Annotated in this window: 24 protein-coding genes; 15 read left to right on the top strand and 9 right to left on the bottom strand. The window is 63.0% G+C overall.

The features are described 5' to 3' along the window. Positions 1-152: 152 nt before the first annotated feature. A complete protein-coding gene (locus I4X03_RS14140; RefSeq protein ID WP_223468875.1) occupies positions 153-1,496 on the top strand; it encodes an alpha/beta hydrolase family protein in 1,344 nt (447 codons plus the stop codon). 64 nt (positions 1,497-1,560) lie between these two features. Here I4X03_RS14140 and I4X03_RS14145 read toward each other — a convergent pair whose 3' ends face one another. Beyond that, on the bottom strand, positions 1,561-2,451 hold the full coding sequence (locus I4X03_RS14145; protein ID WP_223468876.1) for a LysR family transcriptional regulator: 891 nt from the start codon (positions 2,449-2,451) through the stop codon (positions 1,561-1,563). Positions 2,452-2,543: 92 nt separating this feature from the next. Here I4X03_RS14145 and I4X03_RS14150 point away from each other — a divergent pair, with 92 nt between their 5' ends. The 3 genes from I4X03_RS14150 to I4X03_RS14160 all read left to right on the top strand — a co-directional run bounded on the left by I4X03_RS14150 (position 2,544) and on the right by I4X03_RS14160 (position 5,061). Further along, positions 2,544-3,545, top strand: a complete 1,002-nt coding sequence (locus tag I4X03_RS14150) for a sodium-dependent bicarbonate transport family permease (RefSeq protein ID WP_223468877.1) — start codon at positions 2,544-2,546, stop codon at positions 3,543-3,545. Positions 3,546-3,712: 167 nt separating this feature from the next. Then, positions 3,713-4,321, top strand: a complete 609-nt coding sequence (locus tag I4X03_RS14155; RefSeq protein WP_223468878.1) for a hypothetical protein — start codon at positions 3,713-3,715, stop codon at positions 4,319-4,321. Between the two features lie 92 nt (positions 4,322-4,413). After that, on the top strand, positions 4,414-5,061 hold the full coding sequence (locus I4X03_RS14160; RefSeq protein WP_223468879.1) for a hypothetical protein: 648 nt from the start codon (positions 4,414-4,416) through the stop codon (positions 5,059-5,061). A 166-nt stretch (positions 5,062-5,227) separates the two neighbouring features. On the opposite strand, the gene I4X03_RS14165 is transcribed toward I4X03_RS14160, so the two are convergent. The 7 genes from I4X03_RS14165 to I4X03_RS14195 form a co-directional block, all read right to left on the bottom strand. Further along, positions 5,228-6,388: an IS30 family transposase gene (locus I4X03_RS14165; RefSeq protein ID WP_223468880.1), complete on the bottom strand. Its 1,161-nt coding sequence runs from the start codon at positions 6,386-6,388 to the stop codon at positions 5,228-5,230. Positions 6,389-6,996: 608 nt separating this feature from the next. Next, on the bottom strand, positions 6,997-7,638 hold the full coding sequence (locus I4X03_RS14170) for a hypothetical protein (protein WP_223468881.1): 642 nt from the start codon (positions 7,636-7,638) through the stop codon (positions 6,997-6,999). Positions 7,639-7,662: 24 nt separating this feature from the next. Further along, positions 7,663-8,760, bottom strand: a complete 1,098-nt coding sequence (zapE, locus tag I4X03_RS14175; protein WP_223468882.1) for a cell division protein ZapE — start codon at positions 8,758-8,760, stop codon at positions 7,663-7,665. A 55-nt stretch (positions 8,761-8,815) separates the two neighbouring features. Beyond that, positions 8,816-10,249 carry a dihydrolipoyl dehydrogenase gene (gene lpdA, locus I4X03_RS14180; RefSeq protein ID WP_223468883.1) on the bottom strand — a complete coding sequence of 478 codons (1,434 nt, stop codon included), beginning with the start codon at positions 10,247-10,249 and terminating at the stop codon, positions 8,816-8,818. 14 nt (positions 10,250-10,263) lie between these two features. Then, positions 10,264-10,605, bottom strand: a complete 342-nt coding sequence (locus tag I4X03_RS14185) for a PspC domain-containing protein (RefSeq protein WP_223468884.1) — start codon at positions 10,603-10,605, stop codon at positions 10,264-10,266. Positions 10,606-10,723: 118 nt separating this feature from the next. Next, positions 10,724-11,977, bottom strand: a complete 1,254-nt coding sequence (odhB, locus tag I4X03_RS14190) for a 2-oxoglutarate dehydrogenase complex dihydrolipoyllysine-residue succinyltransferase (protein WP_223468885.1) — start codon at positions 11,975-11,977, stop codon at positions 10,724-10,726. A gap of 54 nt (positions 11,978-12,031) precedes the next feature. Then, entirely contained in the window at positions 12,032-14,890 is a 2,859-nt protein-coding gene (locus tag I4X03_RS14195) for a 2-oxoglutarate dehydrogenase E1 component (RefSeq protein WP_223468886.1), read from the bottom strand. A gap of 324 nt (positions 14,891-15,214) precedes the next feature. On the opposite strand from I4X03_RS14195, the gene I4X03_RS14200 reads away from it, so the two are divergent. From I4X03_RS14200 to I4X03_RS14230, 7 genes are all read left to right on the top strand, one after another. Then, a complete protein-coding gene (locus I4X03_RS14200) occupies positions 15,215-15,859 on the top strand; it encodes a PepSY-associated TM helix domain-containing protein (protein ID WP_223468887.1) in 645 nt (214 codons plus the stop codon). Positions 15,860-15,868: 9 nt separating this feature from the next. Further along, positions 15,869-16,384: a DUF2271 domain-containing protein gene (locus I4X03_RS14205; RefSeq protein WP_223468888.1), complete on the top strand. Its 516-nt coding sequence runs from the start codon at positions 15,869-15,871 to the stop codon at positions 16,382-16,384. A 12-nt stretch (positions 16,385-16,396) separates the two neighbouring features. Next, positions 16,397-17,215, top strand: a complete 819-nt coding sequence (locus I4X03_RS14210) for a DUF4198 domain-containing protein (protein ID WP_223468889.1) — start codon at positions 16,397-16,399, stop codon at positions 17,213-17,215. Between the two features lie 2 nt (positions 17,216-17,217). Further along, positions 17,218-18,219, top strand: a complete 1,002-nt coding sequence (locus I4X03_RS14215) for an FAD:protein FMN transferase (RefSeq protein ID WP_223468890.1) — start codon at positions 17,218-17,220, stop codon at positions 18,217-18,219. Further along, the gene (locus I4X03_RS14220) at positions 18,216-19,550 is read left to right on the top strand and encodes a sulfite reductase subunit alpha (protein ID WP_223468891.1); all 1,335 of its coding nucleotides are present in this window, start codon (positions 18,216-18,218) and stop codon (positions 19,548-19,550) included. Before I4X03_RS14215 ends, I4X03_RS14220 begins: the two co-directional genes overlap by 4 nt. Positions 19,551-19,717: 167 nt before the next feature. Beyond that, positions 19,718-22,006: a catecholate siderophore receptor Fiu gene (locus tag I4X03_RS14225; RefSeq protein ID WP_223468892.1), complete on the top strand. Its 2,289-nt coding sequence runs from the start codon at positions 19,718-19,720 to the stop codon at positions 22,004-22,006. A gap of 12 nt (positions 22,007-22,018) precedes the next feature. Then, positions 22,019-22,699, top strand: a complete 681-nt coding sequence (locus I4X03_RS14230) for a Fe2+-dependent dioxygenase (protein WP_223468893.1) — start codon at positions 22,019-22,021, stop codon at positions 22,697-22,699. A 19-nt stretch (positions 22,700-22,718) separates the two neighbouring features. On the opposite strand, the gene I4X03_RS14235 is transcribed toward I4X03_RS14230, so the two are convergent. Next, positions 22,719-23,099, bottom strand: coding sequence for a four-helix bundle copper-binding protein (locus tag I4X03_RS14235; protein WP_223468894.1), 381 nt, complete (start codon positions 23,097-23,099; stop codon positions 22,719-22,721). Between the two features lie 228 nt (positions 23,100-23,327). Here I4X03_RS14235 and I4X03_RS14240 point away from each other — a divergent pair, with 228 nt between their 5' ends. The 4 genes from I4X03_RS14240 (at position 23,328) to I4X03_RS14255 (ending at position 25,205) form a co-directional block, all read left to right on the top strand. Next, positions 23,328-23,708, top strand: coding sequence for a BlaI/MecI/CopY family transcriptional regulator (locus tag I4X03_RS14240; RefSeq protein WP_223468895.1), 381 nt, complete (start codon positions 23,328-23,330; stop codon positions 23,706-23,708). Further along, complete coding sequence (locus tag I4X03_RS14245; protein ID WP_223468896.1) at positions 23,705-23,902, top strand: oxidoreductase-like domain-containing protein; 198 nt, start codon at positions 23,705-23,707, stop codon at positions 23,900-23,902. The genes I4X03_RS14240 and I4X03_RS14245 overlap by 4 nt, the downstream gene beginning before the upstream one ends. Positions 23,903-23,981: 79 nt before the next feature. Then, positions 23,982-24,449, top strand: coding sequence for a DUF421 domain-containing protein (locus I4X03_RS14250; RefSeq protein WP_223468897.1), 468 nt, complete (start codon positions 23,982-23,984; stop codon positions 24,447-24,449). Positions 24,450-24,608: 159 nt separating this feature from the next. Beyond that, on the top strand, positions 24,609-25,205 hold the full coding sequence (locus tag I4X03_RS14255) for a CHRD domain-containing protein (protein WP_223468898.1): 597 nt from the start codon (positions 24,609-24,611) through the stop codon (positions 25,203-25,205). The last annotated feature ends 8 nt before the right edge of the window (positions 25,206-25,213 follow it).

Genomic DNA, 25,213 nt, shown 5'->3' on the forward strand with positions numbered 1-25,213 from the left:
GGACGCGAATCGGCGGCGTTTCGCGCCGCGGCCGCGCGGTCTATCGCTGGAATCTGCGGCTCATGCTGTGTTTCCAACATTTCATCCCGTAGGGCATCCGTCGCGGCCATTATCCGCGTATGTTATTTCCTTTCAATCAAATGGAAAATGACATGCATATCCGCCTCCTACTCGTTGCACTAGCCGTTGCCAGCACGGTGCAGGCCGCACCTCCCGCGGCCAGTGCAAAGCCAGGTCAGTTCAGCGGCAACACCATCAAGCGCCATCTGTTTTCCGTCGACCAGTTTGCCGGGATCCAGGCCGAGTTTGACAAGCGCAAGTTGCGGGTCGCAGACGCCCCACGGGTGCCGGCAAGCGGATTGCCGATGCGGATGACGGCGACCGGCGGAAGCGGCATCGCCACGCCCCTCCTGATCGAGCATGCCAACGGCCGCTTTCACGTGTACGCCGAGCGCCGCCGACCGCAGCACCCCGCCGCGCCGCTTCCCTATGTCAGCCAGGACGTCGTGTTCGATACCGGGAATCCCGAGGTGGCGCCAGTCGGTACGCTAAGCTATCCATCATCGGCCGGGCCTTTTCCTGGTGTGGTGCTGGTTGCCGGATCAGGCCCCCACGATCGCGATGGCGGCATGTCGCTGCACAAAACGATGGCCGTCCTGGCCGATCACCTGACCCGCCAGGGCTTCGCCGTACTGCGCTATGACAAGCGCGGTGTCGGCCTGACGGGCGGCAACTTACATCCGGGCTCCACGACGGATGACTACGCCGACGATGCACTGGCCGCGGTCCGCTTCCTTCAAATTCAGCCGCAGGTCCGTTCAGCGCAGATCGGCATCGTCGGCCACAGCGAGGGCGCGATCATTGCGTCGATGGTGGCTGCGCAAGCGCCAGCTGAAGTGCGCTTCATTGTCATGCTCGGCGGCACAGGACTCCCCGGCGCAGAAGTCCAAACCCGGCAAGATGCCGCCGCCCGGCGCGCCGACGGGATGCCGGAAGCACTTGTCCTCCTGAACCAGTCGCAAGAGCGCGACCTGCTGGACATCGCGGCAAGCGATCGGAATCGCACCGACGCGCTCAGCGCGATGCGCGCGGCGACGCTTGCACTGCCAGCGGCGACCAAGGCCGAACTCGGCATCGCGCCTGACGGCCTGCCCGACGAAGCCTTCGAGGGGCTGCTGACGCCGTGGCATCGGCGATTTCTTGCGCTGGATCCGCGCGTGTACCTGAATCGGGTCACTTGTCCGGTGCTCGCGCTGGGCGGCGAAAAGGACATGCAGGTGACGCCGGCCGACAACCTGAACGAAATCGAGCGCGCGCTCAAGCGCGCCGCGCCACTGGCGACGGTGCGCCAGCTTGCTGGGCTGAACCATAATTTCCAGACGGCCAGGACCGGGCATCCCGGCGAGTATGGGCTGATTGAAGAAACCATCGCGCCGTCCGCGCTGGCGACGATATCAACATGGATGACAAATGTGACCGGCAACGGCAAGCGATAAGAGCGCAAATACCCATCCGCAGCGTGGCATCGCCCCGTTCGAACCAGCTCTGCCGCGCAGCCGCCTAGTCCCCTGCCCGCTGCTCGAGGTGCTGCAGGAACGCGCTGGCGACCGGCGAGAGCTTCTTGCCTTTCCGGTAGATTGTCCACCAGTTGGACTGCACCGGGAAACCGGCGACATCGAGCACGGCAAGATGCTCATCGGCCGGATTCTTCGCCAGCGCGTGGCGGGACACGACAGCAATTCCCAGTCCCGCCGCGACCGCTTGCTTGATCGCTTCATTACTGCCCAACTCCATCCTCACCGTCGGCTCGAATCCCAGGCGCCTGAACTGGTTGTCGCCGGCCAACCGGGTGCCCGAGCCCTTCTCGCGCAGGATGAAGCGCATCGCACCCAGGTCCGCCAGCGTAACCTGCTGCCTTCCCGCCAGTGGATGCGAGTCGATCGCAATCACGTCGAGCGGGTTGGTCAGAAAGGCGTGGCGCTCGAGCTCCATGTCGTCGGGCGGCATCGACATGATGTAGAGGTCATCGAGGTTCTCGCGTAGCCGGTTCAGCACGCCATCGCGGTTCAGCACTTCGAGGGCGATATCGACATCCGGATACAGCGCGCAAAACGTTCCCAGAACACGCGGCACGAAATATTTCGCGGTGCTAACCACCGACAGCCGCAACCGTCCGCGGGTCATGCCCTTGAGCGCGTCGGCGTGCTGCTCAAACGCGCCCCATTCGTTCATCATGTTGCGCGCGGTGGTGGCCAGCGCTTCGCCAGCGGCGGTCAGGTAAAGCCGCTTGCCCACCTGTTCGTACAGGGGCAGCCCGATACCCTCGGAAAGCTCCTTTAGCTGCATCGAGGCGGTCGGCTGGGTGACGTGACAGGCACGCGCGGCCGCAGTCACACTCAGGTGTTCGGCAAAGAACAGGAACAGGCGAAGCTGGCGGAAAGTGGCGTTCATAGATTTTTCTCTATTCTAGCCATCATGATAATCGATTTTTATAAATCGATCGCAGCCGTTAGGATGCTTAACCTTCGCAAACAACGCTTCCCATGCACAACCTCCTCGATCCAGCCATCCTGTTCTTCGCCTTCGGCATCCTTGCCGGTTGCCTCAAGTCCAATCTTGAAATTCCCCAGCCGATCTCGCGCTTCCTGTCGCTCTACCTGCTCATGGCGCTGGGCTTGAAAGGCGGCTTCGCGCTCGCGCAATCGGGCCTGACGACCGAAGTGGCTGTGAGCCTGGGCTGCGCGGTGCTGCTGGCGATCATCGTCCCGCTCATTTCTTACCACCTGCTCAAGCGCAGCCTGCCGGCGTTCGATGCCGCCGCGGTCGCCGCCACCTACGGCTCGGTCAGCGCCGTGACCTTCATCACCGCCACGCAGTACCTGGATGCCCAGCAGATCGTGTATGGCGGCCATATGGCGGCCGCCATGGCGCTGATGGAATCGCCCGCCATCATCATTGCCGTCGTGATTGCCAACACGCTGAGGCAAACGGCGGCGCAACCGGTGATGGCAGCCGGCGGCGCAGCCGTGCTTGGCGTGGGCGGGCCGAAGCAAAGTGGGCTGGGAAAGATTCTTCACGAATCGCTGACCGATGGCACCCAGCTATTGCTGCTGGGCGCGATGGTGGTCGGACTGCTGACGGGAGAAGCCGGAAAAGCGGCGATGGCGCCGTTTTCCATCGACCTGTTCAAAGGCATGCTCGCCTTCTTCCTGCTCGACATGGGGCTGATGACTGCGCGCAATCTGGGAAAATTGCGCGAGCAATCGCGCTGGCTGATCGCTTACGCCAGCGGCGCGCCGGTTCTGCATGCTGGCCTCGCACTTGGCCTGTCGCTGATGCTGGGTCTGTCGACCGGCAACGGTGCGCTGCTGATGATCCTTGCCGCGAGTGCTTCTTACATCGCGGTTCCGGCTGCCTTGCGGTATGCGATTCCAGAGGCGAACCCGTCGATCTATTTCAGCATGTCGCTGGGCGTGACGTTTCCCTTAAATCTTTTGTTCGGCATTCCTGTGTACACCTATCTCGCCGGCGCGGTCCTTGGCTGACCGCGGCGCTGCGCTGCGCCGGCCGAGGCAGTGGCAGTGGCAGTGGCAGTGGCAGTGGTAAGTTAGATTGACGGCGAAGCCGAGCTCTATCAGCGTGGCGACAAGGCCGACTCGCGAGACCATGTCACAGCATCATGCTCCGGCACCACCTCGGCCGACATCAGAGCTTGACCTTGTTGGTCGTTGAACACGTCGATCAGCCACGTGAAGTGGCGGCCGACAAAATCACGAGATGCAAGCGGCTGGTCAGCGTCACCATCGGTGATCTCGGGGTGAACGCGTACGGCGCGGTGTCGGAGGTGCAGGCGCATTTGGTGGTGGGCTTGGCTGCGGTTGCTAACGAGGTGAACATGAGGACATTCCCTGCAACATCGGAACCGGATGGGCGGCTTTCCGCCTTTGAGGTGGAAAACGCATACATCGGGCCATCTGCGGTCGCTCAAATCCTCCGAGGGACGGAGGGCGTGACGGAGGTGGAGCAGCGCCGTCTCTTCTCCCGCGACAGCGACGTCCATGTGAAGTTTAAGTACCGAGGGTATCCCTGCATTGTCTGGGAGCCCTACGGCGACAACAGCAGGTACTGGATTGGCCCAGCGAGCACAGGCATGTTTACGGAAGACATGGCTCCTGTGGAAAAGGCCTTCGCTCACTACCAGCCACCCCTGCACCGGACGCTTGTGGGAGACATTCTGACCCTTCGCTTCGGGAAGCGAGACAAACAGGGGACGGAGTGCGCCAGTACCAAATGGGGCCCCACCCTCTTCCCGGGAAAATAGTGGCGTGGGGAACGATAGCAAAGGTGAGGAGCGGGCGGAGCCGGGGCGGCCCGTGTCGCCTTCGCCGCAAGGTCGGCAACCAAGAGGGGACATTGGAAAATTTACGCAGCGTAGCTTTACACGATGCTGAACACGTTGACGAATTGAATGGGCGGAGTGAGGGGACAGGAATGACTCATCGAGCGGCAGCAGAATCGGCATATTTGCTGGCATGCAATGACCAGGAAGACGTGGCAAGGCTCGGACTACGCCTATTAGAAGATCTGGCTGTCAAGGAATGCTATTTAGCCAAATTGTGCATGATGTATGTGTACGATTTTGGAGGACTCGTTGACCCCGATCCAAAAGTGGCAAGGATGTGGGCAGACCAGGCTCGGGCAATGCATTCAACACTGTCAGACCCGGATGATCTTCATGATGCCGGGCAAAAGTGCAAATGGGATCGTCACCGTTTTCTGGCATCAGATCAGGATGCCCTTGCGCTCTGGGAAAAGTCTGCCTCGCTTGGAAATGGTGCGGCGCTTTTTGCCATCTGTGACGCTACGCATTATGACGCGGATCGCCCTAAAGATTGGACCGAGAGATTGACCGCTGCGGCACACTTAGGTAGTACCCAGGCAATAGTCGAACTTGCTGGGCAGGATGGAGTTCGTGGAACTGAGCAAGAGTTGATATGGCTTCGTGCTGCCGTCGCACTTGAAAGTTTAAGGGCAAAAGAAATGCTCGAATGCTCCGAATAGTTAAAGCGGTATTTTGAAAGGCTCGCGAGTGTCTACCAAACTCGTGGCGATTCACTCGGTAATAAATAAAGTCGCGATTGGCGAGAAGGTGCTCCTTGCGATTACCTGTATTAGCTCAGACTTGACCTGACACACGACGTTTGACTGGCTGCATCCGACTGCGGATTCAACTGATCATCGCAACACAGCTTTCAAATCGTTGAGCAGGAGTCTCGTAAAGCAGCGTCTTCCGTGGTCGCTCGTTGAGTCGCCTGGCAATCTCATCCAGATTGTCCTGCGTGTAGGCGGATAGGTCTAGTCCTTTAGGAAGATACTGTCTCAGTAATCCATTCGTGTTCTCGTTCGAGCCGCGTTGCCATGGGTTTCTGGGATCACAGAAATAGACCTGAATGTCGGTCGCCAATGTAAATCGTTTGTGGCCGGCCATTTCCTTACCTCTATCCCACGTCAGAGATTTGTAGAGTTCTTGCGGTAGCCGTCGTGCATTGTCTATCAACGCACTGACGACCGTTTCAGTATCTTTGCCATCCACTTTCACCAGCATGACGTAGCGTGTCTGTCGTTCGACCAGAGTCGCGATCTGGCTGTTATGGCTGCCAAAAATAAGGTCGCCTTCCCAGTGCCCAGGGACCGCACGATCTCTTGCCGATGCTGGCCGCTCACTGATTGATACGGCATCGCTAATCCTGCCGTGGTTGTCCGTTTTTTGGGTGTGGTGCCGCGAGCGCCGCATGACGCGGGTTCGTCTCAAGTGCTCTAGTAGCTCTTTTTTCAGAGCACCGCGGGCCTGGATGTACAGGCTTCGATATATGGTCTCGTGTGACACGGAGTACTCCCGGCGGCCGGAGAAAAGCCGTTTGAGCCAACCCGCGATTTGTTCTGGAGACCACTGCATTTGCAGCTTACCGGCCACCAGGTTGGCTAGCATGGGGTTCTCTGTCAGCTTACAGTCTTTTGGGCGCCGCGCTCGATCCCATGCATGCTGGTCCGCTTGATTGGCCCGGTACACCTCCTTGCCGCCATTGCGCTTCAGCTCTCTACTGACAGTCGATGGTGAGCGGCAAAGCCGTGCTGCAATCCACCGGATTGATTGACCGGCAAGGACGTGTCTTGAAATCTCTTCGCGCTCGGCCAGCGTCAACGCTCGAGGAGAGCGACATCGCGATGCTGGCCGGATACCGCCAGTTTCGGCAAGAATGCGTTGAACGGCGGAGTGATTGCGGTCGAACAGCTGCGCAATCGTCTGCAAGGAGTCGCCTTGCTTCCAGCGATCCCACATCAGCGCTTTCTGGCTCTCATTGTAATAAATCCGAGGTCTCTGTTTCATCGCCAACACCTCCCCGTGATTGCATGAATGGGTTAGAGTGTTGCGACCACCGATTGAATCCGCAACCCATTGCAGACCTTCGGTAAAACTAGGTTCCCGCCGCTAGCCCCAGGTAAGTGCTCGGTTAAGGGCAGACTCGAGCTTGGCAAGGGGTATTGGTGCTGCAGCAGCGATCGTAGCAACTTGGGCAACGCAGTCGATCTCGACGTTCAGTTGTTCTGGCCAATGATTCCCCGGGAACTTGCGGAGGATGAGACTTACCTGGTTCTCGCTGGACCAAACGCTATTGTCTGCAGACCAAGATTCGTCCTCAAACGAAAGTATGTGCAGGTTCCGCTCGACGTCCAAAATGCTTGGGGTGTACACCCAAAGTGAATTTCGAGCCTCCCAGACGTCAGCCTGAATTTGAAAGCGCCCAGTCGGTGAAGTCGAGATTATTTCCATATGTCGTGTTCGGTTGGCTAGGTCCGCTCTTGGCCGGTAGCGGCCTCTTAGAACTCTAACTCATCTGACAGTTCGTGTCAGGTCAAGTATGAGCTAGTACAGATTACCCCTGTCTACGGCGCTACTGTCATTGCGCTTGTCACGAAAGTTTCGGAGCCATACCCCTAATTATTGTCGGCCTCGCGTTCGGCCTGGCGCTTCCTGCGCTGGGCTTCGCGGCGCTCCGACTCCAGGCGCTTCTTCTCGAAGTTGGCGGCGTTCTGCGCGCGCTGGCCTGCCTCGGCCTGCTCCTTCTCCGCGATGCGCTTCAGCTTAGCCGCGTTGTCGGCGGCGCGGTTCGTCTGCGCCGCAATCGGCTTTGGCTCCGGCGCCGGTTCCTCAACCCGCTCGGGACGCGGATTGGCCGCGCGCTGGGCGGCGTCAGCCTCGAATTCCTTCTGCGACTCGGCCAGCGCGCGGTCGCGCGCATCGGCCTTGGCGCGGCGCTGATACAACTCTGCTTCGACTTCAATCGAGCGCACCACCGCCAGCGCTTCGCGGCGCTTCTCTTTCGCCTTCTCCAGGCAGCTGTTGACGAAGAATTTCTTGTAGCAGACCTGCTCGCTGGCCGCGAACTCCGCTTCAATCGCGCTGCGTTCGGCGATGGCGTCGGCCAGCTTGCGCTCGGCTTCGGCCAGCGACGACGAGGTTGGCGCCACATGCTGCACATTCGGCGGCAGCAGCACGTAGGAGCAGGCGGATAGCGCCGCGCATGCCAGTACCACGGCGGCATGACGAAGCGTTGAGTAAGCGAACGGAGTTGCCATTATTATTGTCCTTGTTGGCGCCGGTCAGGCCAGCGCGTCTGCGGCGTCACGCCGCTGGGAGTCCATGTATTCGCGCGACTGCATCTCAATGATACGCGAGGCCGTGCGATGGAACTCGTTCGCCATCTGGCCCTGCGTGTACAGCTGCTCCGGCTCCACCTCGGCCGACATCAAGAGCTTGACCTTGTGGTCGTAAAACACGTCGATCAGCCACGTGAAGCGGCGCGCCTCGGACGACTGCGACGCCGACATCGCCGGCACGCCCGACAAGATCACGGTATGGAAGCGGCTGGCGATTTCCAGGTAATCGTTTTGCGAGCGCGGCCCGCCGCACAGCGTGTGGAAGTCGAACCAGATGATGCCGCCGGCGCGGCGCAGCGAGCGGATTTCGCGGTGCTCGATATGCACGATCGGGTCTTCATCGGCGATTTCAGCCACTGCCGCGTAAGCGTCGCGCAGCGCCTTGTCGGCCGCCGCGCCGAGCGGCGTGTAATAGGCCTCGACCTGTTCCAGCGCACGCTTGCGATAGTCGATCCCGGCGTCGACGTTCATCACGTCGAGCTTGTCCTTCAGCAGCGCGATGGTCGGCAGCATGCGGTCGCGGTGCAGCCCGTCCGGGTACAGCTTGTCCGGATCGTAGTTCGACGTCATCACGAACGATACGCCGTTGTTGAACAATGCGGTGAGCAGGTTATACAGGATCATCGCGTCGGCGATGTCCGAGACATGGAATTCGTCGAAGCAGATCAGGCGATATTTTTTGGCGATGCGGCGCGCCACTTCGTCGAGCGGATCGGCTACGCCCTTGAGGTCATCGAGCTGGCGGTGCACGCCGCGCATGAATTCGTGGAAGTGCAGGCGCGTCTTGCGCACCACCGGCACCACCGAGTAGAAGCTGTCCATCAAAAACGACTTGCCGCGCCCTACCCCGCCCCACAGGTACACGCCGCGCGGCACATCCGGACGGTTGATCAGGCGCTTGAAGCTGGACGACCGCTGCGACTTGAAATGCACCCACTCTTCATAGGCAAGCTGCAGGCGGTCAACCGCGCGCTGCTGCGCATCGTCAGGCTTGAATCCACGCTGGGACAGCGCGTGCTGGTAGAACTCTTGGACATTCATGGGAGGGCAATGCGAGGAGCCGGACAGGCGCGAGGCCCATCCGGCTTGGTACAGATTAGAAGTTCAGCGAACGCTTGTCGACTGCGAGCGCGGCTTCCTTGGTTGCTTCCGACAGCGATGGGTGTGCGTGGCAGATGCGCGCGATGTCTTCCGACGATGCGCGGAACTCCATCGCGACCACGGCTTCCGAGATCAGCTCGGAGGCCATCGGGCCGACGATATGCACGCCCAGGATTTCATCGGTCGTCGCATCGGCCAGAAACTTGACCATGCCCGAGGTGTCACCCAGCGCGCGCGCACGGCCGTTGGCCATGAACGGGAAGGTGCCGGCCTTGTAGGCCACGCCGTCGGCTTTGAGCTGCTGCTCGGTGCGGCCAACCCACGCGATTTCCGGCGAGGTGTAGATCACCCACGGAATCGTGTTGAAGTTGACGTGGCCGTGCTGGCCGGCGATACGCTCGGCGACGGCAACGCCCTCTTCTTCCGCCTTGTGCGCCAGCATCGGGCCGCGCACCACGTCGCCCACTGCCCATACGTTCGGCAGGTTGGTCTTGCATTCGTCGTCGACGGCGATGAAGCCGCGCTCGTCGAGCGCCAGGCCGACCGCTTCCGCGCCCAGGCCGATGGTGTTCGGTACACGGCCGATCGAGATGATGAGCTTGTCGAACACCGCAGTCTGCGCCGCGCCGGTGGCATCGGCGTATTCAACGGTGACGTTGTTGGTGCCCTTGGTGATCGCGCCGATCTTGCAGCCGAGGTTGATCTTCAGGCCCTGCTTGGTAAACAGCTTGTGCGCTTCCTTGGCGATCTGCTCGTCGACCGCGCCGAGGAAGGTTGGCAGGCCTTCGAGGACGGTGACGTCGGCGCCGACACGGCGCCATACGCTACCCATTTCCAGGCCGATCACGCCGGCGCCGATCACGCCCAGTTTCGCCGGAACGGCTTCGATCGCCAGAGCGCCGGTGTTCGACAGGATCAGCTTTTCGTCGAATTCCGCGCCAGGCAGCGGACGCGCGTTGGAGCCGGTCGCGATAACGACATGCTTGGCCTGCAGCGTGTCGGCGCCAGGGCCGGTCACGTTGATGGTGTAGCCGCCGTCCGCGGCGGCGGCAAACGCGCCGCGGCCGTGGAAGAAGCTGACCTTGTTTTTCTTGAACAGGAACAGGATGCCGTCGTTGTTCTGCTTGACGATGGTTTCTTTACGCTTGAGCATCTGCGGCAGGTTCAGCGACAGGCCGGCAACTTCGATGCCGTGCTCCTTGAATGCGTGGCCGGCGTGCTCGAAATGCTCGGACGACTGCAGCAGCGCCTTCGAAGGGATGCAACCGACGTTGGTGCAGGTGCCGCCTGGGGCAGGACCGCCCTTGGCGTTGGCCCACTCGTCGACGCAGGCGACGTTAAAGCCCAGCTGCGCGGCGCGGATTGCGGCGATGTAGCCGCCAGGGCCGCCGCCGATCACGACGACATCGAATTGTTTAGAAGTGCTCATTGATTATTCCTTGATTATTCTTCGGGGACGAAAATCCACAACAGCAGGTAGATTACAAGTCCGAAACCAAACGAGATGGTGAACAGCGCGAACACCAGGCGCCAGATCCAAGCATCCATGCCCGATGCCTTGGCCAGGCCGCCGCAGACGCCGCCGATCCAGCGGTCGGTACGCGAGCGGCGCAGGCGCGAGAACTCGTCGCCCAGGCTACCGTTACCAGATGGGGTGTGGCCTGGCTTGTTCAAGTCGGCGGAAGCCGACAGCAGCCGCGCCTTGGCTTGCTCGAATTCGGCATCGGTCAGCGCGCCGGCCTGGTGCAGTTCGTGCAAACGCTTGATTTCATCGGAGATGTTCACGTGCTACCCTCGCTTAAAGCAAAAAGATAACTGCCGAACCGTCGTTCCCGCGAAAGCGGGAACCCATACACAGCGTACTCGGCATGGGTCCCCGCGTTCGCGAGGACGACGGGCTGTATTACAGATCCAGCAGGAGGCGCGATGGATCTTCCAGCGTTTCCTTCATCGTGACCAGGCCGAGGACGGCTTCGCGGCCGTCGATGATGCGGTGGTCGTACGACATCGCCAGGTAGTTCATCGGACGCACCACGATCTGGCCGTTTTCGACGACCGCGCGGTCCTTGGTCGCATGCACGCCCAGGATGGCCGACTGCGGCGGGTTGATGATCGGGGTCGACAGCATCGAGCCGAAGGTGCCGCCGTTCGAGATCGAGAAGGTACCGCCGGTCAGGTCTTCCAGGGTCAGCTTGCCTTCTTTCGCCTTCTGGCCGAATTCGCCGATCTTCTTTTCGATCTCGGCGATCGACATCTGGTCGGCGTTGCGCAGGATAGGCACCACCAGGCCGCGCGGCGAACCGACAGCGATACCGATGTCGAAGTAGCCGTGGTAAACGATGTCGTTACCGTCAACCGATGCGTTGATGATCGGGTACTTCTTCAGTGCCGCGACAGCCGCCTTGACGAAGAACGACATGAAGCCCAGCTTGACGCCGTGCTCTTTCTCGAACTTGTCCTTGTACTTGTTGCGCAGGTCGATGACCGGCTGCATGTTGACTTCGTTGAACGTGGTCAGGATCGCGTTGGTCGACTGCGACTGGATCAGGCGCTCGGCGATACGGGCGCGCAGGCGGCTCATTGGCACGCGCTCTTCCGGACGGTCGCCCAGGTTTGCTGGCGCCGGTGCCGCGACCTGCTGCAGTGCAGGCTTGGCGGCAGGTGCAGGGGCTGCAGGCGCAGCAGGCTTGGCGCTAGAGGCGACCGCTGCCAGGGCGTCGCCCTTGGTGACGCGGCCGTCCTTGCCGCTACCGGCGACGTCGGCTGCGTTCATGCTGTTATCGGCCAGGATCTTCGATGCTGCCGGCATTGCCACGCCGGCCATCGACTGCGATGCCGCAGGCGCTGCCGCCGCTGGTGCCGCCGGTGCTGTTGCTGGCGCGCTCGATACTTCGATCGGGCTGACCTTGACCGAACCTTCGGTGTCGATGATCGCGATGACTTCGCCCGCGACAACGGTCTCGCCGTCGCCCTTGATGATGCGGCAGATCACGCCTGCTGCAGGCGCCGGCAGTTCAAGAACCACCTTGTCGGTTTCGATATCGATCAGGTTCTCGTCGCGGGTGACCGCTTCGCCGAGCTTCTTGTGCCATGCCAGCAGGGTAGCTTCAGCGACCGATTCCGACAGTTGTGGGACCTTGACTTCAATTTGTGCCATGTATAACTCCGTATTCTGTTTTTATGTGCCCGCCGCCCGGCAGGCACCTTGTTATCACTGTTTGTTCAACACAAAGCCCTTGAGCTTCGAGAATGCCGTTTCCAGCAGTTCCTTCTGCTGCGCGTAGTGCTTGTCGTAGTAGCCGACAGCTGGCGCGGCGGAAGCTGGGCGTCCGGCGTACGCAAGGCGCTGGCCCGACTCCATGTTCTCGAACAGGTTGTGCTGGATCTGGAACCATGCGCCCTGGTTTTGCGGCTCGTCCTGCGCCCATACCAGCTCGGTCGCGTTCGGGAACTTCTTGAGCTCCGCGGCGAACGACTTGTGCGGGAACGGATACAGCTGCTCGACGCGGATGATCGCGGTGTCGGTCTGGCCGCGCGTCTTGCGTGCGTTGACCAGGTCGAAGTACACCTTGCCCGAGCAAGCCACAACGCGCTTGACCTTCTTGGCGTCGATCTTGTCGTCGGTCTCGCCGATCACGGTGTGGAAGGCGCCCTTGGACAGGTCGGTCAGCGGCGAACCGGCATCCTTGTTACGCAGCAGCGACTTCGGCGTCATGATCACCAGCGGCTTCCTGAACTGGCGCACCATCTGGCGGCGCAGCAGGTGGAAGATCTGGGCGGCGGTGGTTGGCTGCACCACTTGCATGTTGTTCTCTGCGCACAGCTGCAGGAAACGCTCAGGACGCGCCGACGAGTGCTCAGGACCCTGGCCTTCGTAACCGTGCGGCAGCATCATCACCAGGCCGGAGGCGCGGCCCCACTTGACTTCGCCCGAGCTGATGAACTGGTCGATGACGACCTGCGCACCGTTGGCGAAGTCGCCGAACTGCGCTTCCCAGATGGTCAGCGTGTTTGGCTCCGCGGTCGAATAGCCGTACTCGAAGGCGAGTACCGCTTCTTCGGACAGCACCGAGTCGATCACGGTGAACGGCGCCTGGGTTTCCGACACATTGCACAGCGGGACATAGGTACCTGCGTCCCAACGCTCGCGGTTCTGGTCGTGCAGTACCGCGTGGCGGTGCACGAAGGTGCCGCGGCCGGCATCCTGGCCGGTCAGGCGCACTGCGTAGCCCGAGGCTACCAGCGACGCGTAGGCCAGGTGTTCGCCCATGCCCCAGTCAAGGTTGTTGTCGCCGTTGCCCATCGCGGCGCGGTCGCCCAGAACTTTCTCAACCAGCGAGTGCGGCTTGAAGCCTTCCGGCACCGTGGTGATGCGGGCGGCCAGGCGCTTGAGTTCCGTCATCGGCACGGCGGTGTCGGCGCTGTCGGTCCACTTCTTGTTCAGGAACGGCAGCCAGTCGACCGCGTACTTGTTCTTGAAATCGGTGATGACCGGGTCGTGCGTGTGCTTGCCCGCGTCCATCGCGTCGCGGAAGGCAGCGACCATCTTGTCGCCTTCGTCCTCGGCGATGACGCCTTGCGCGATCAGCTTGTCCGCATACAGCTTGCGGGTGCCCGGGTGCTTGGCGATCTTCTTGTACATCAGCGGCTGGGTCAGCGCAGGCGTGTCCTGCTCGTTGTGGCCCAGTTTGCGGTAGCAGATGATGTCGAGGACGACGTCCTTCTTGAACTCCATGCGGTAGTCGAGCGCGATCTGGGTCGCCAGCACGACCGCTTCCGGGTCGTCGCCGTTGATGTGCAGGACCGGTGCTTCGATCATCTTGACGACGTCCGAGCAGTAGGTGGTCGAGCGCGCGTCGCGCGGGTCGGAGGTGGTGAAGCCGATCTGGTTGTTGATCACGATGTGCACCGTGCCGCCCGTGCCGTAGCCGCGGGTCTGTGCAAGGTTCAGCGTTTCCATGACCACGCCCTGGCCGGCGAATGCGGCGTCGCCGTGGACCAGGATCGGCAGCACTTGGGCGCCTTCCTTGTCGCCGCGGCGGTCCATGCGCGCCTTGACCGAACCTTCAACCACCGGGTTGACGATCTCGAGGTGCGACGGGTTGAATGCCAGCGACAGGTGAACCGGGCCGCCAGCGGTCGAGATATCGCTCGAGAAGCCCTGGTGGTACTTGACGTCGCCCGATGGCAGTTCGTCGCCGTGCTTGCCTTCGAATTCTTCGAACAGGTCCTGCGGCGATTTGCCCAGGGTGTTGACCAGCACGTTCAGGCGGCCGCGGTGGGCCATGCCGATAACGATCTCCTGCACGCCTTTTTCGCCGGCGCGCTGGATGGTCTCGTCGATCGACGGGATGAACGATTCGGAGCCTTCGAGCGAGAAGCGCTTCTGGCCGACGTAGCGGGTGTGGAGGTAGCGCTCGAGGCCTTCGGCCGCGGTCAGGCGGTCGAGGATGTGCTTCTTCTCTTCCTTGTTGAAGGCCGGGGTCGAACGGATCGATTCGAGGCGTTCCTGCAGCCAGCGCTTTTCGGCCGGATCGCTGATGTACATGAACTCAGCGCCCACCGAACGGCAGTAGGTGTCGCGCAGCAGGTTGAGCAGGTCGCGCAGGGACGCGGTCTCTTGCCCGAAGTAGGTGTTGCTGATGTTGAAGACGGTGTCGAGGTCGGCATCCGAGAAGCCGTACGACGCCGGGTCCAGTTCAGGAATAAGCGGACGTTCCTGGCGCTGCAGCGGGTCGAGGTTGGCCCAGCGCGCACCGAGGTAACGGTAGGCAGCGATCATTTGGGTGACGGCGACGCGCTTGCGACCCATTTCGACATCGGTCGACGCGGTCACAACGCGGATTGGTCCCTGCTTGGCGCGTTCGGCAAACGAGGCGATGACAGAAGCGTGCGCGACGTCAGGCTTGTTCGAGCCATCGACCGCAGGCACATGCTGCATGGAGTCGAAATAGGAGCGCCAGTTATCTGGCACCGAGCCCGGATTGTCGAGGTAGGCCTCGTACAACTCCTCTACGTAGGGCGCATTACCGCCGAACAAATAGGAGTTGGCGGTGTTTTCTTTCATCATCTTGCTCACCTTTCTTCGCGCTTCGCGAGGTTGGCGGGTTAATCTAACCTTCCGCGACACGGCCTGACCGTTTAGCGGATTGCACATCAAGTTGTGGGGAAGGACTTTAAAGCCGGAGTATTCTTTCCAGGGTGCGTCAGAATAGCACGCGATATTGTATCGCAACACCCGAGCGGAGGAAAAAGTGCCCGCGAATGTTGCGATTTAGAAGGTTTGCACGGACAACATTATCATTGCGATAAGTTGATCCTTTGCACAAAGAGGCGTTGACGATCTAAATGAGAATCGTTATTATTCGCAATAACGAATCTGCTCAGTGATCCAATGCCACCAACCTCTCCTTCCGGCCTGCCAGGCACCGGCCGCGCCGTGTGGCTCAAGACGCTGCATCAATGGCACTGGATCAGCGCCTCGCTGTGCCTGCTCGGCATGCTGATGTTCAGCTTTACCGGCTTCACCCTCAACCACGCCACCCAGATCGAATCGGCACCGCAGGTCAGCAACCGCAAGGCGAGCTTGCCGGCGCCGCTGCATGCGCGCATGGCCAGCAGCGCCGAACGGCATGCCGACGCCAGCGCCCCGCTGCCGCCGGCCGTTGCTGGCTGGGTGCGGCGCACCTTCGACATCGATGTCGAAGGCGTCGAGGCGGAATGGAGTCCTGACGACGCCTACGTGCCGCTGCCGCGTCCGGGCGGCGACGCCTGGCTGCGCATCGGCGTCGATGGCGCCGCCGAATACGAGGTGACCACGCGCGGCGCGGTCTCCTGGCTCAACGACCTGCACAAGGGCCGCAACACCGGGCCGGTATGGAGCTGGTTCATCGATATCTTCGCGATCGCCACGCTGGTGTTCTCGATTACCGGTTTCCTGATCCTCAAGCTGCACGCGGCTAACCGCCCTGCCACCTGGCCGGTGGTCGGCTTCGGCATTGTCGCCCCCGTTTTAATCGCCCTCCTCTTCATCCACTGAACCGCCCCCATGAAACTACAACACACGCTGGCCCTCACCCTTCCGATGCTCAGCAGCTGGGCTGTTGCCGCCGACCTCACCGTCAAGTTCGAGATTCCGCAGCTGAACGTGGCCGAATATCACCGCCCGTACGTCGCCATCTGGCTCGAGCGCGCCGACCAGACCATCGCGTCGAACCTCGCCGTGCTGTACGACGTCAAGAAGAAGGACAACGGCGGTACCAAGTGGGTGAAGGACCTGCGCACCTGGTGGCGCAAGGCCGGACGCGAAATGGAGCTGCCGATGGACGGGGTCAGCGGCGCGACCCGCGCGACCGGCACGCAGACCATGAACTTCGGCCCGGCGCGAACGCAGATCGACAAGCTGCCGGCCGGCGACTACAAGCTGGTGATCGAGGCGTCGCGCGAGGCTGGCGGCCGTGAGCTGGTACGCATTCCGTTTACGCTGCCGGCCAAGCCGGGCCAGCTCTTGAGCGCCAGCGGCAAGGAAGAACTGGGCGCGGTCAGCCTCCAGGTCAGCAAATAATCGGAGCCAGACATGAACCACACCAAGAACATTTTGCTGGCCGCCGTGCTGGCCACTCTGGCGCTGCAAGCGAGCGCGCACCGTCCCTGGCTGTTGCCGTCGCTGACCCAGGTCGATGGCAAGGAGCCGGTCGTGATCATCGACGGCGCCGTGTCGGAAGAACTGTTCGAGTTCGACCACATCGCGCTCAAGCTGGACGGCGTGATGATCACCGGCCCGGACGGCGCGGTAATGCCGGCGCCTGCCGCCACCAGCCTCAAATCACGCAGCAGTTTCGACCTGAAGCTGTCCAAGCCTGGAACCTATAAAGTCAGCATGGCCAGCACCACCATGATGGCTAGCTGGAAGGAAGGCGCCGAGACCCGCCGCTGGCGCGGTCCGGAAGCCGATTTCGCGAAGCAGGTGCCGGCCAATGCGGCGGAGCTCAAGACCAGCGTGATGCAGACCCGCATGGAGACCTTCATCACGTCGAACAAGCCAAGCGCCGGCGCTCTGGCACCAAGCGGCAACGGACTTGAAATGGTCCCGGTCACGCATCCGAATGAACTGCGCGCGGGCGAAACCGCGAAGTGGCGCTTCCAGCTCGATGGCAAGCCGCTGCCCAACTTCCCGTTCTCGCTGGTTCCAGGCGGGGTGCGCCACCGCGGCGTGCTGGGCGAGATCCGCCTCGGCACCGATGCCAAAGGCGAGGTCGCGGTGCAGCTGCCGGCAGGCGGCATGTACTGGCTGAGCGCCAGCTACCCGGCCGGCCTGGCCAAAGGCGAACAGCCGCAAGGCCCGAACCCGCGCCGCTATTCGTACTCGGCGACGCTCGAAGTGCTGCCGGAGTAGACGTGCGGCGCGTACTGGTGCCGCTGGCGGTGCGCGGTGGCGAGGTGCCCGAGGGGCGGATCGCCACCATTTCCGGGACATCGATGGGAACCACCTGGTCAGCCAAAGCGGTACTGGCCGACGGCTTCGACAGCGTCCTGTCCGATCAGCTCCAGGGCGCGCTCGACGATGTCGTGGCGCAGATGAGCCACTGGGAAGCCGGCTCGAACCTCGGCGTCTACAACCGTTCGGAAGCAGGATCCTGGCACGTGTTGCCGGAAGCGTTCGCACGCGTGATCGACTACGCACTGTGGGTGCGCTCGGCCACCAGCGGCGCTTACGACCCATGCGCCGGCGCACTGGTGAACCTGTGGGGCTTCGGTCCCCATCGGCGCTACGACCAGCCGGAATTCCACCTGCCGTCTGCCGCCGCGATTCGCACCGTACTGGCGCGCGGCGACGGCGCGCGCGTGCGCTTCGACCCCGTCACGCGGCGCATTCTCCAGCCAGGCAGTGTCGAACTTGACCTGTCGGCGGTTGCCAAAGGCTTTGCGGTCGACCAGCTTGCCCGCACGCTGGAAGCGGCCGGCGTGAACGACTACCTTGTGGAAGCGGGCGGTGAGTTGCGCGGCGCCGGCGTCAAGCCGGACGGCCAGCCGTGGTGGGTCGAACTCGAAAGCGTGCCGGGCGAAGACAGCGGCGCGCCAATGGTCGTGGCCCTGCATGGCCTGTCGGTTGCTACCTCGGGCGACTACCGCCGCCAATTCCGCCACGGCGACCTGCGCGCTTCGCACACCCTCGATCCTCTCACCGGCTATCCGATCGCCAATCGCATCGCCTCGGTCAGCGTGCTCCATCGGGACTGCATGGCGGCTGACGCGCTGTCGACGGCGCTATCGGTTCTCGGACCGGATGCAGGCCTGGCCTTCGCCGAACGGCACCAGCTGGCGGCGCGCTTCCTGCTGCGCGCGCCGGGCAAGCTGGAAGAAATCACCTCAAGCGCCCTGCGCGCCATGCTCCAATGATCACCGTCGACCCGGGCCGCATCGCGGCTGCCGCCATGTTGTTGTGCGCGTATGCCGGCATGTGCGCGGCGATCGTGCGCTCGGTGCGTGCCCGCGTCAAGACGCCAGCCGCAGGCGGCGACTGGCTGGTTGCCTACGCCAGCCAGACCGGAACCGGCGAATATCTGGCCGAACAGACCGCGGCCACCTTGCGCGCTGCGGGACTGGCGGCCAGCAGCGCCAGCATCGACACCCTCGGCGCGGACGTACTGGGCAGCGGCTGCCGCATCTTGTTCATCGCCAGTACCTACGGCGAGGGCGATGCGCCGGACAGTGCGGCGCGCTTTGCCAGCCGGCTGGCGGCAAGCGACGCGTCGCTGGCCGAGCTTCATTATGCGGTGCTGGCACTGGGCGACAGCACCTACGCCAATTACTGCGGCTTTGGCCGCTGGCTGGACGACACGCTCCAGGCGCGCGGCGCGCAGCCGCTGTTCGCGCGGATCGACGTCGACCGCGGGGTCGGCGTCGACGCCTGGCAGCACCAGCTCAGCCACCTGGCCGGAACCTCCGACGCCCCCGACTGGAGCGCGCCGATCTTCCAGCCCTGGCGTATCGATAGCCGCCAGCTGCTCAATCGCGGCAGCGCCGGCGCGCCGGTCTACCTGATCTCGCTGGCGCCTGCCGACGGCCCGCTGCCGCCATGGGAGGCCGGCGACCTGGTACAAGTGAGCCCGCCTTCCGACCCCGGCCAGCCGCGCGAATATTCCATCGCGTCGGTGCCTGGCGACGGCCGCCTCGAACTGCTGGTGCGCCTGCACCTGCATGACGACGGCAGCCGCGGCGCGGCCTCGGGCTGGTTGTGCGAAGGCGCGGACAACGGCGGCACGGTCGCGCTGCGGGTACGCCAGCATAGCCGCTTCCGGCTTGGCGCCAACGCCGGCCGTCCGCTGATCCTGATCGGCAACGGCACCGGCATCGCCGGGCTGCGCGCGCACCTGCGCGCCCGCGTGGCCGCTGGCGAGAAGCGCAACTGGCTGTTGTTCGGCGAGCGCAATGCCGCCACGGACAACTTCTTCGGCGCCGAGATCGGCCGCTGGCATCGAGACGGCTTGATCGAACAGGCCGACTTCGCGTTCTCGCGCGATGGCGCCGGCCCGCGCTACGTGCAGGATGCCGTGACCCTGCGGGCCAGCCAGATACGTGCCTGGGTCGAGCTGGGCGCGGCCATCTATGTCTGCGGCAGCCTGCAAGGCATGGCCGCTGGCGTCAACGCCGCCCTAGGCGCTGCCATCGGCGCCGGCCAGCTCGACGCGCTTGCCGCCGATGGCCGCTACCAGCGCGATGTCTATTGACATCGCAATCGCGAATGCGATTGATAACGATTCTCATTTACAAATCGCATGCGCGTGATTACAATCTGCCATCAGACATCCTGACGATCGCAAGCCATCTGTAGCCGGCCTCTTCCGAGTTCGCGTTGCCCAGTAGCCAGCGCCATATAACCCGAAGAAGAGAAACCATGGCCACTATCAACAGCCGCAAGCACGCGACCACGTTCAACCATCACATCAACGCCACCCTGGCCGCCATGCTGCTGCCGGTCGCGGCGCACGCCGGCACCGCGCCCGCCAGCCCGCAGCCAACCCGCGCGATGCCCGAAGTAACCGTCAAGGCCAGCGCCGAGAATGCGTTCAAGGCCGACAAGGCATCGTCGCCGAAGTACACCGAAGACCTGGTCGACACCGCGCAGACGATTACCGTGATCAAGAAGGAACTGATCCAGCAGCAAGGCGCGGTGACCCTGACCGAAGCGCTGCGCAACACGCCAGGCGTAGGCACCTTCTTCCTCGGCGAAAACGGCAACACCACGACCGGCGATGCGATCTACATGCGTGGCTTCGACTCGTCGACCAGCATCTACGTCGACGGCGTGCGCGACATCGGTTCGGTGTCGCGCGACGTCTTCAACATCGAGCAGATCGATGTGCTGAAAGGCCCGGCCGGCACCGACAGCGGCCGCGCATCGCCGACCGGCTCGGTCAACCTGGTGTCGAAGCAGGCGTCGATGGACGACGGCTTCAGCGGGTCGCTTAGCGCCGGCAGCGGCAGCGTCAAGCGCGCCACTGCGGACCTGAACCGCGTGACCGACGCCGCCAATGGCAGCGCCTTCCGCCTCAATATGATGGCGCAGGACAGCGGCACTCCGGGCCGCGACGTGGTAAACAACAAGCGCTGGGCGGTCGCACCGTCGTTCGCGTTCGGCCTGGGCGGCACTACCCGTGCCTACCTGAATTTCCTGCACGTCGACCAACGCAACACGCCCGATGGCGGCGTGCCGACCATTGGCTTGCCGGGCTACAGCAGCCCTGACCCGAAGCGCCCGTTCCTGGCCACCGCGGCACCGGTCAATCCTGAAGGCTTTTACGGCTCGGCGACCGATAACGACGACGTCAAGGCCGACATGGTGACCTTCAAGGTCGAGCACGACGCCGCGCGCGGCGCCAGGGTGCAGAACACCTTCCGCTACGGCAGAACCGCGCAGGACTACCTGCTGACGGCATTCATGGGCAACACCGCCAACCTGGTCACGCCCGACCAGGCCAATCCGTCCGGCTGGACCCTGGCGCGCACGCTGCGTACCGTCAAGGACCAGACCAACAAGATCCTGACCAACCAGACCGCGCTGACCCTGGACTTCGGCAGCGGCGACATCACCCATACCCTGGTGACCGGCCTCGAACTGACCAACGAAAAGCAGACGACCTTCGGCTACAGCGGCCTCGGCGCCCTGGCGCCCGCAGCGCTGTACGCGCCCAACCCGTACCTGCCGGTTGGCGCGCTGAACCCGCTGCGCAACGGCGTACGCAGCGATGCCACCGTTAGCACGCAGAGCCTGTACGCCTTCGACACGCTGCGCCTGGGAGACAAGTGGATCTTCAACGCCGGCGTGCGCGCGGACCATGTCGACATCGACTACGACGCGACCTCGCTGTCGACCGCTAACTCGCACCCTGCGCTGCCGGCCGGCACGCTGGTGCCGACCTCGCTGAAAGTAAATGACACGCTGGTCAACGGCAAGCTGTCGGCGCTGTACAAGCCGACCCCGCACAGCAGCGTCTACGCGCTGATCGCAACATCGAAGCAGCCGCCGGGCACCAACCTGGTGTTGTCCACTTCGGCCAGCAGCGCATCGAACCCGCGCTTCGAGCCGCAGGATTCGACCACGACCGAAGTCGGCGCCAAGTGGGACCTGCTGCAGCGCAAGCTGGCGCTGTCGGCGGCGCTGTACCGCACCACGGTCAGGAATGAAGTGGAACAAGACCCGGTCGACCTGAAGTACTACCAGACCGGCCGCAAGCAGGTACAGGGTATCGAGCTGGGCGTCACCGGCGAAGTGGCGCGCAACTGGCTGGCCAGCGCTGGCTACACCCGCATGGATACCGAGGTCGACACCGGCAAGATCGTCACCGCGAGCGGCGAGAACACGCTGAGCTACACGCCCAGGCAAGCCTTCACCGCATGGACCTCGTACACCCTGCCGATGGGCCTGAAGCTGGGCGGTGGTGCGCGCTTTGTCGACAAGCTGCTGCGTGGCACCGATGGCGCGGTCGGCACCCCGGCGTTTGCCGATTCCTACTGGATCGTCGATGCGATGGCGTCGTATAACGTCAGCAAAAACGTGGAACTGCAGTTGAACGTGTACAACCTGGGTGACGAGACGTATATCGCTGCGATCAACAAGAGCGGCTACCGTTACACGCCAGGCGCACCGCGTTCGGCCAGCCTGACCGCCAACATCCGCTTCTAGGAGAACCCTGCCATGATGCTGCACATCCCAGCCGTACTTACGCCCAATCAGGTCGCATCGATGCGCGCGCAGCTCGACCAGTCCGGCTGGGTGGACGGCCGCGCCACCGTGGGGCCGCAGGGCGCGCAGGTCAAGCGCAACCGCCAGTTGCCGGAGGCTGCGCCGCTGTCGCGCGAACTCGGGCAAGTGGTGCTGGCGGCATTGGCGGCGAACCCGCTGTTCTTTGCCGCCGCGCTGCCGCTGCGCATCGTGCCGCCGCTGTTCAACCGCTACGGCGTGGGCGAAGCGTACGGCGCCCACGTCGACGGCGCGGTGCGCCAGGTGCCCGGCAGCCCGCTGCCGCTGCGCACCGACGTCTCGGCCACCCTGTTCCTGTCGGAGCAAGATGAATACGACGGCGGCGAACTGGTCGTCATGGACATGTATGGCGCGCACGAGGTCAAGCTGGCTGCCGGCGACATGGTGGTGTACCCGTCGTCGAGCGTGCACAAGGTCGAACCCGTCACCCGTGGCGAACGCATCTGCGCATTTTTCTGGGTACAAAGCATGGTGCGCGACGACGCGCGCCGCAGCATGCTGCTCGAACTCGACCAGACCATCCAGCGCCTGCGCGCGCGCCTCGGCGACTGCGACGACACCGTCGCACTCACCTCGCACTATCACAATTTGCTGCGCCAGTGGGCGGAGACCTGACGCCGCCCAGTCCGTAGGTTCAGTGCGCCTGTGCGCCTGCGCCGACGCCGGCACCTTTGCCGCGCTGCCCCATGCCCGCCATGCGCCGGCATTCCTCAGCGCAGCGCCGGCAAGCTTCAGCACACTCCTGGCAATGCGCCATCGCGTGCTTCCCGCATTCGTCCGCGCAGCTGTCGCAAATGTCAGCACACATCTGGCACACCGTGGCCGAAAACTCGCTGCCGCGTGCCATGTACGATGCGGCCATGCGGCAAAGCTGTGCGCAGTCCATGTCGATCGCGATGCAGCGCGCCATCATCTTGACGTCCTGTTCCTTCAAGCAAGATGCCGCGCAGAAATCGCAAGCATCCGCGCACGCGTTGCAGGCGTCGATGCAGGATTGATACTGTTGCTGTGCCATTTTTTTCTCCTCATTTGATTGCAATTATTAAGGGACCTCACTGGACAAACCTCGTATCGGGGGAGGCGCCGCCCAGGCAGCGCGCGATAAAATAACCGTGTCCTTATTGATATGACTCAGGGGCGGCCACGCGAGTTCGAATCGATTACAGCCGGCTGCAGCGGCCTCGCTAGACATTTTCGTCTAGATCATTTATTCTAGATTCATCCACCGACTCGCATTTCCGCCATGACCAGCCCCGCCAACGTACCGAAGCCAACCGCCTCCGAGCTCGAGATGCTGCGGCTGCTGTGGCAGCTTGGCCCGGCAACGGCGCGCCAGGTGCACGATGCCGCGGTGGATGGCCGCCCGGACATGGCGTACGCCAACGTGCTGCGCCTGCTGCAGATGATGCACACCAAAGGCTTGCTGCTGCGCGACGAAAGCCAGCGTGCCCATGTGTACTCTCCGGCCCAGCCACAGGACACCTGGCAAACCAGCCTGATCAAGGACCTGATCAACAAGGCCTTCGCCGGCTCCGGCAAGGACCTGATCCTGGCCGCCCTGCGCGGCCACGTCAGCGACCGCGAGCGCGCCGAAATCCAGTCGATACTCGACCGCGAAAAGTGACCGCCCCGACAGCTCCCGACGCCGCCCTGCCCGATCCGCCGCCGCGCCCGCCGCAACAGCCGGCGCTGGAAGACTGCTGCCTGGGCGGCTGCTCGCCCTGCATCTTCGAGCTGTACGAGGATGCGCTGGAGCGCTATCGCATCAAGCTCGCGCAATGGCAGGCGCGCCATCCTGAACGTTCCCCGCACGACTGATTGCCGGTGTTGGCACGTTTATTTGCGATATGTAAGATGACGCAATACTGTGCAGGCCGATGCTTCTGGGAGAAATCGCATGTTTGACATGGAATATCCGTGGTGGGAATTCGTCGCGCGCGGCGCCATCGTGTACCTGGTGCTGCTGGTGATGGTACGGGTATCGGGGCGGCGCACGGTCGGCCAGTTCACGCCATTCGACCTGCTGGTCGTCATGCTGCTGAGCGAATCGGTCTCCAACGCGCTCACTGGCGGCGACCAGTCGATCGGTGGCGGCCTGATCGTGGCGGCCGTGCTGGTGGCGCTGAACATGCTGATGGCCTTCCTGTCCTCGCATAGCGAGAAAATGTCGAAGGTGCTCGACGGTTCCTCGGTCCTGCTGGGCCGTGACGGCGTGCTGTACGAGAAGGTCATCAAGAAATGCCGCCTGTCCGACGAGGAGGTGCAGGAGTCGATGCGCGAGTGCGATTGCCGGCTCGGCGAAATGGAGTTCATGTTCCTTGAAGCGGACGGCCGCATCACAGTGCAGAAGAAACGCCCGTCCTGAGCCGCGCGCCTCAGCGCTCAGGATTGCTACGGAAAATTGGAAGTCGGACAGCGATTCATTTCCGCGCCAGCGCATTTTCAACGATGCTTAAATCAAGGCGCGGTAACGACATCGGGTGTCGCATGATCCGCTCTTTGACAATTAACCGGAGCAAAAAAAATGAAACGGTTTATTTCCCTCTTTGCCCTTGCGCTCGCGATGGCCGCCGCGCCGGCGGCCTTCGCCGACAACCTCTACTATCGCGCCACCATGAGCGGTCCTGCGGAAGCGCCGCCGAATGCGTCGCCTGGCTATGGCGTCGCCTTCTTCATCGTCGACGACGTGGCCCAGACCATGCGCATGAGCGTCCCATTCTTCGATCTGATCGGAACCACCACCGCCGCGCACATTCACTGCTGCACGGCCGACCCGCTCACCGGTACTGCCGCGGTGGCCACCGCGGTGCCAACGCTGCCCGGCTTTCCTGACGGCGTCATCACGGGCCAATACGAGCGCACCTTCAGCCTGGCCGACGAGGCGTTCTACAACCCTGGCTTCATCACGGCCAATGGCGGCACCGTCGATACGGCGCGTGCCGCATTTCTAAGCGGGCTGGCCAGTAACGAGGGCTATTTCAACATCCATACCACCGAGTATCCGGCTGGCGAAATCCGCGGCTTCCTGGTGGCGGCGCCCATTCCCGAGCCAGCGACCTGGGGCATGCTGGCGCTGGGCCTGGGGGTGCTCGGGCTGTGGGGACGGCCCAGGCGCAGCTGACACCCGCG

The organism is Massilia soli (assembly GCF_016809835.1).
Taxonomy (GTDB): domain Bacteria; phylum Pseudomonadota; class Gammaproteobacteria; order Burkholderiales; family Burkholderiaceae_D; genus Telluria_A; species Telluria_A soli.

Coding starts and splice junctions, on each gene's coding strand:
- odhB (WP_223468885.1), bottom strand. CDS start 11,977: ATGGCACAAATTGAAGTCAAGGTCCCACAACTGTCGGAATCGGTCGCT.
- I4X03_RS14195 (WP_223468886.1), bottom strand. CDS start 14,890: ATGATGAAAGAAAACACCGCCAACTCCTATTTGTTCGGCGGTAATGCG.
- I4X03_RS14145 (WP_223468876.1), bottom strand. CDS start 2,451: ATGAACGCCACTTTCCGCCAGCTTCGCCTGTTCCTGTTCTTTGCCGAA.
- lpdA (WP_223468883.1), bottom strand. CDS start 10,249: ATGAGCACTTCTAAACAATTCGATGTCGTCGTGATCGGCGGCGGCCCT.
- I4X03_RS14210 (WP_223468889.1), top strand. CDS start 16,397: ATGAACCACACCAAGAACATTTTGCTGGCCGCCGTGCTGGCCACTCTG.
- I4X03_RS14220 (WP_223468891.1), top strand. CDS start 18,216: ATGATCACCGTCGACCCGGGCCGCATCGCGGCTGCCGCCATGTTGTTG.
- I4X03_RS14150 (WP_223468877.1), top strand. CDS start 2,544: ATGCACAACCTCCTCGATCCAGCCATCCTGTTCTTCGCCTTCGGCATC.
- I4X03_RS14205 (WP_223468888.1), top strand. CDS start 15,869: ATGAAACTACAACACACGCTGGCCCTCACCCTTCCGATGCTCAGCAGC.
- I4X03_RS14200 (WP_223468887.1), top strand. CDS start 15,215: ATGCCACCAACCTCTCCTTCCGGCCTGCCAGGCACCGGCCGCGCCGTG.
- I4X03_RS14255 (WP_223468898.1), top strand. CDS start 24,609: ATGAAACGGTTTATTTCCCTCTTTGCCCTTGCGCTCGCGATGGCCGCC.
- I4X03_RS14140 (WP_223468875.1), top strand. CDS start 153: ATGCATATCCGCCTCCTACTCGTTGCACTAGCCGTTGCCAGCACGGTG.
- I4X03_RS14240 (WP_223468895.1), top strand. CDS start 23,328: ATGACCAGCCCCGCCAACGTACCGAAGCCAACCGCCTCCGAGCTCGAG.
- I4X03_RS14165 (WP_223468880.1), bottom strand. CDS start 6,388: ATGAAACAGAGACCTCGGATTTATTACAATGAGAGCCAGAAAGCGCTG.
- zapE (WP_223468882.1), bottom strand. CDS start 8,760: ATGAATGTCCAAGAGTTCTACCAGCACGCGCTGTCCCAGCGTGGATTC.
- I4X03_RS14250 (WP_223468897.1), top strand. CDS start 23,982: ATGTTTGACATGGAATATCCGTGGTGGGAATTCGTCGCGCGCGGCGCC.
- I4X03_RS14230 (WP_223468893.1), top strand. CDS start 22,019: ATGATGCTGCACATCCCAGCCGTACTTACGCCCAATCAGGTCGCATCG.
- I4X03_RS14170 (WP_223468881.1), bottom strand. CDS start 7,638: ATGGCAACTCCGTTCGCTTACTCAACGCTTCGTCATGCCGCCGTGGTA.
- I4X03_RS14235 (WP_223468894.1), bottom strand. CDS start 23,099: ATGGCACAGCAACAGTATCAATCCTGCATCGACGCCTGCAACGCGTGC.
- I4X03_RS14225 (WP_223468892.1), top strand. CDS start 19,718: ATGGCCACTATCAACAGCCGCAAGCACGCGACCACGTTCAACCATCAC.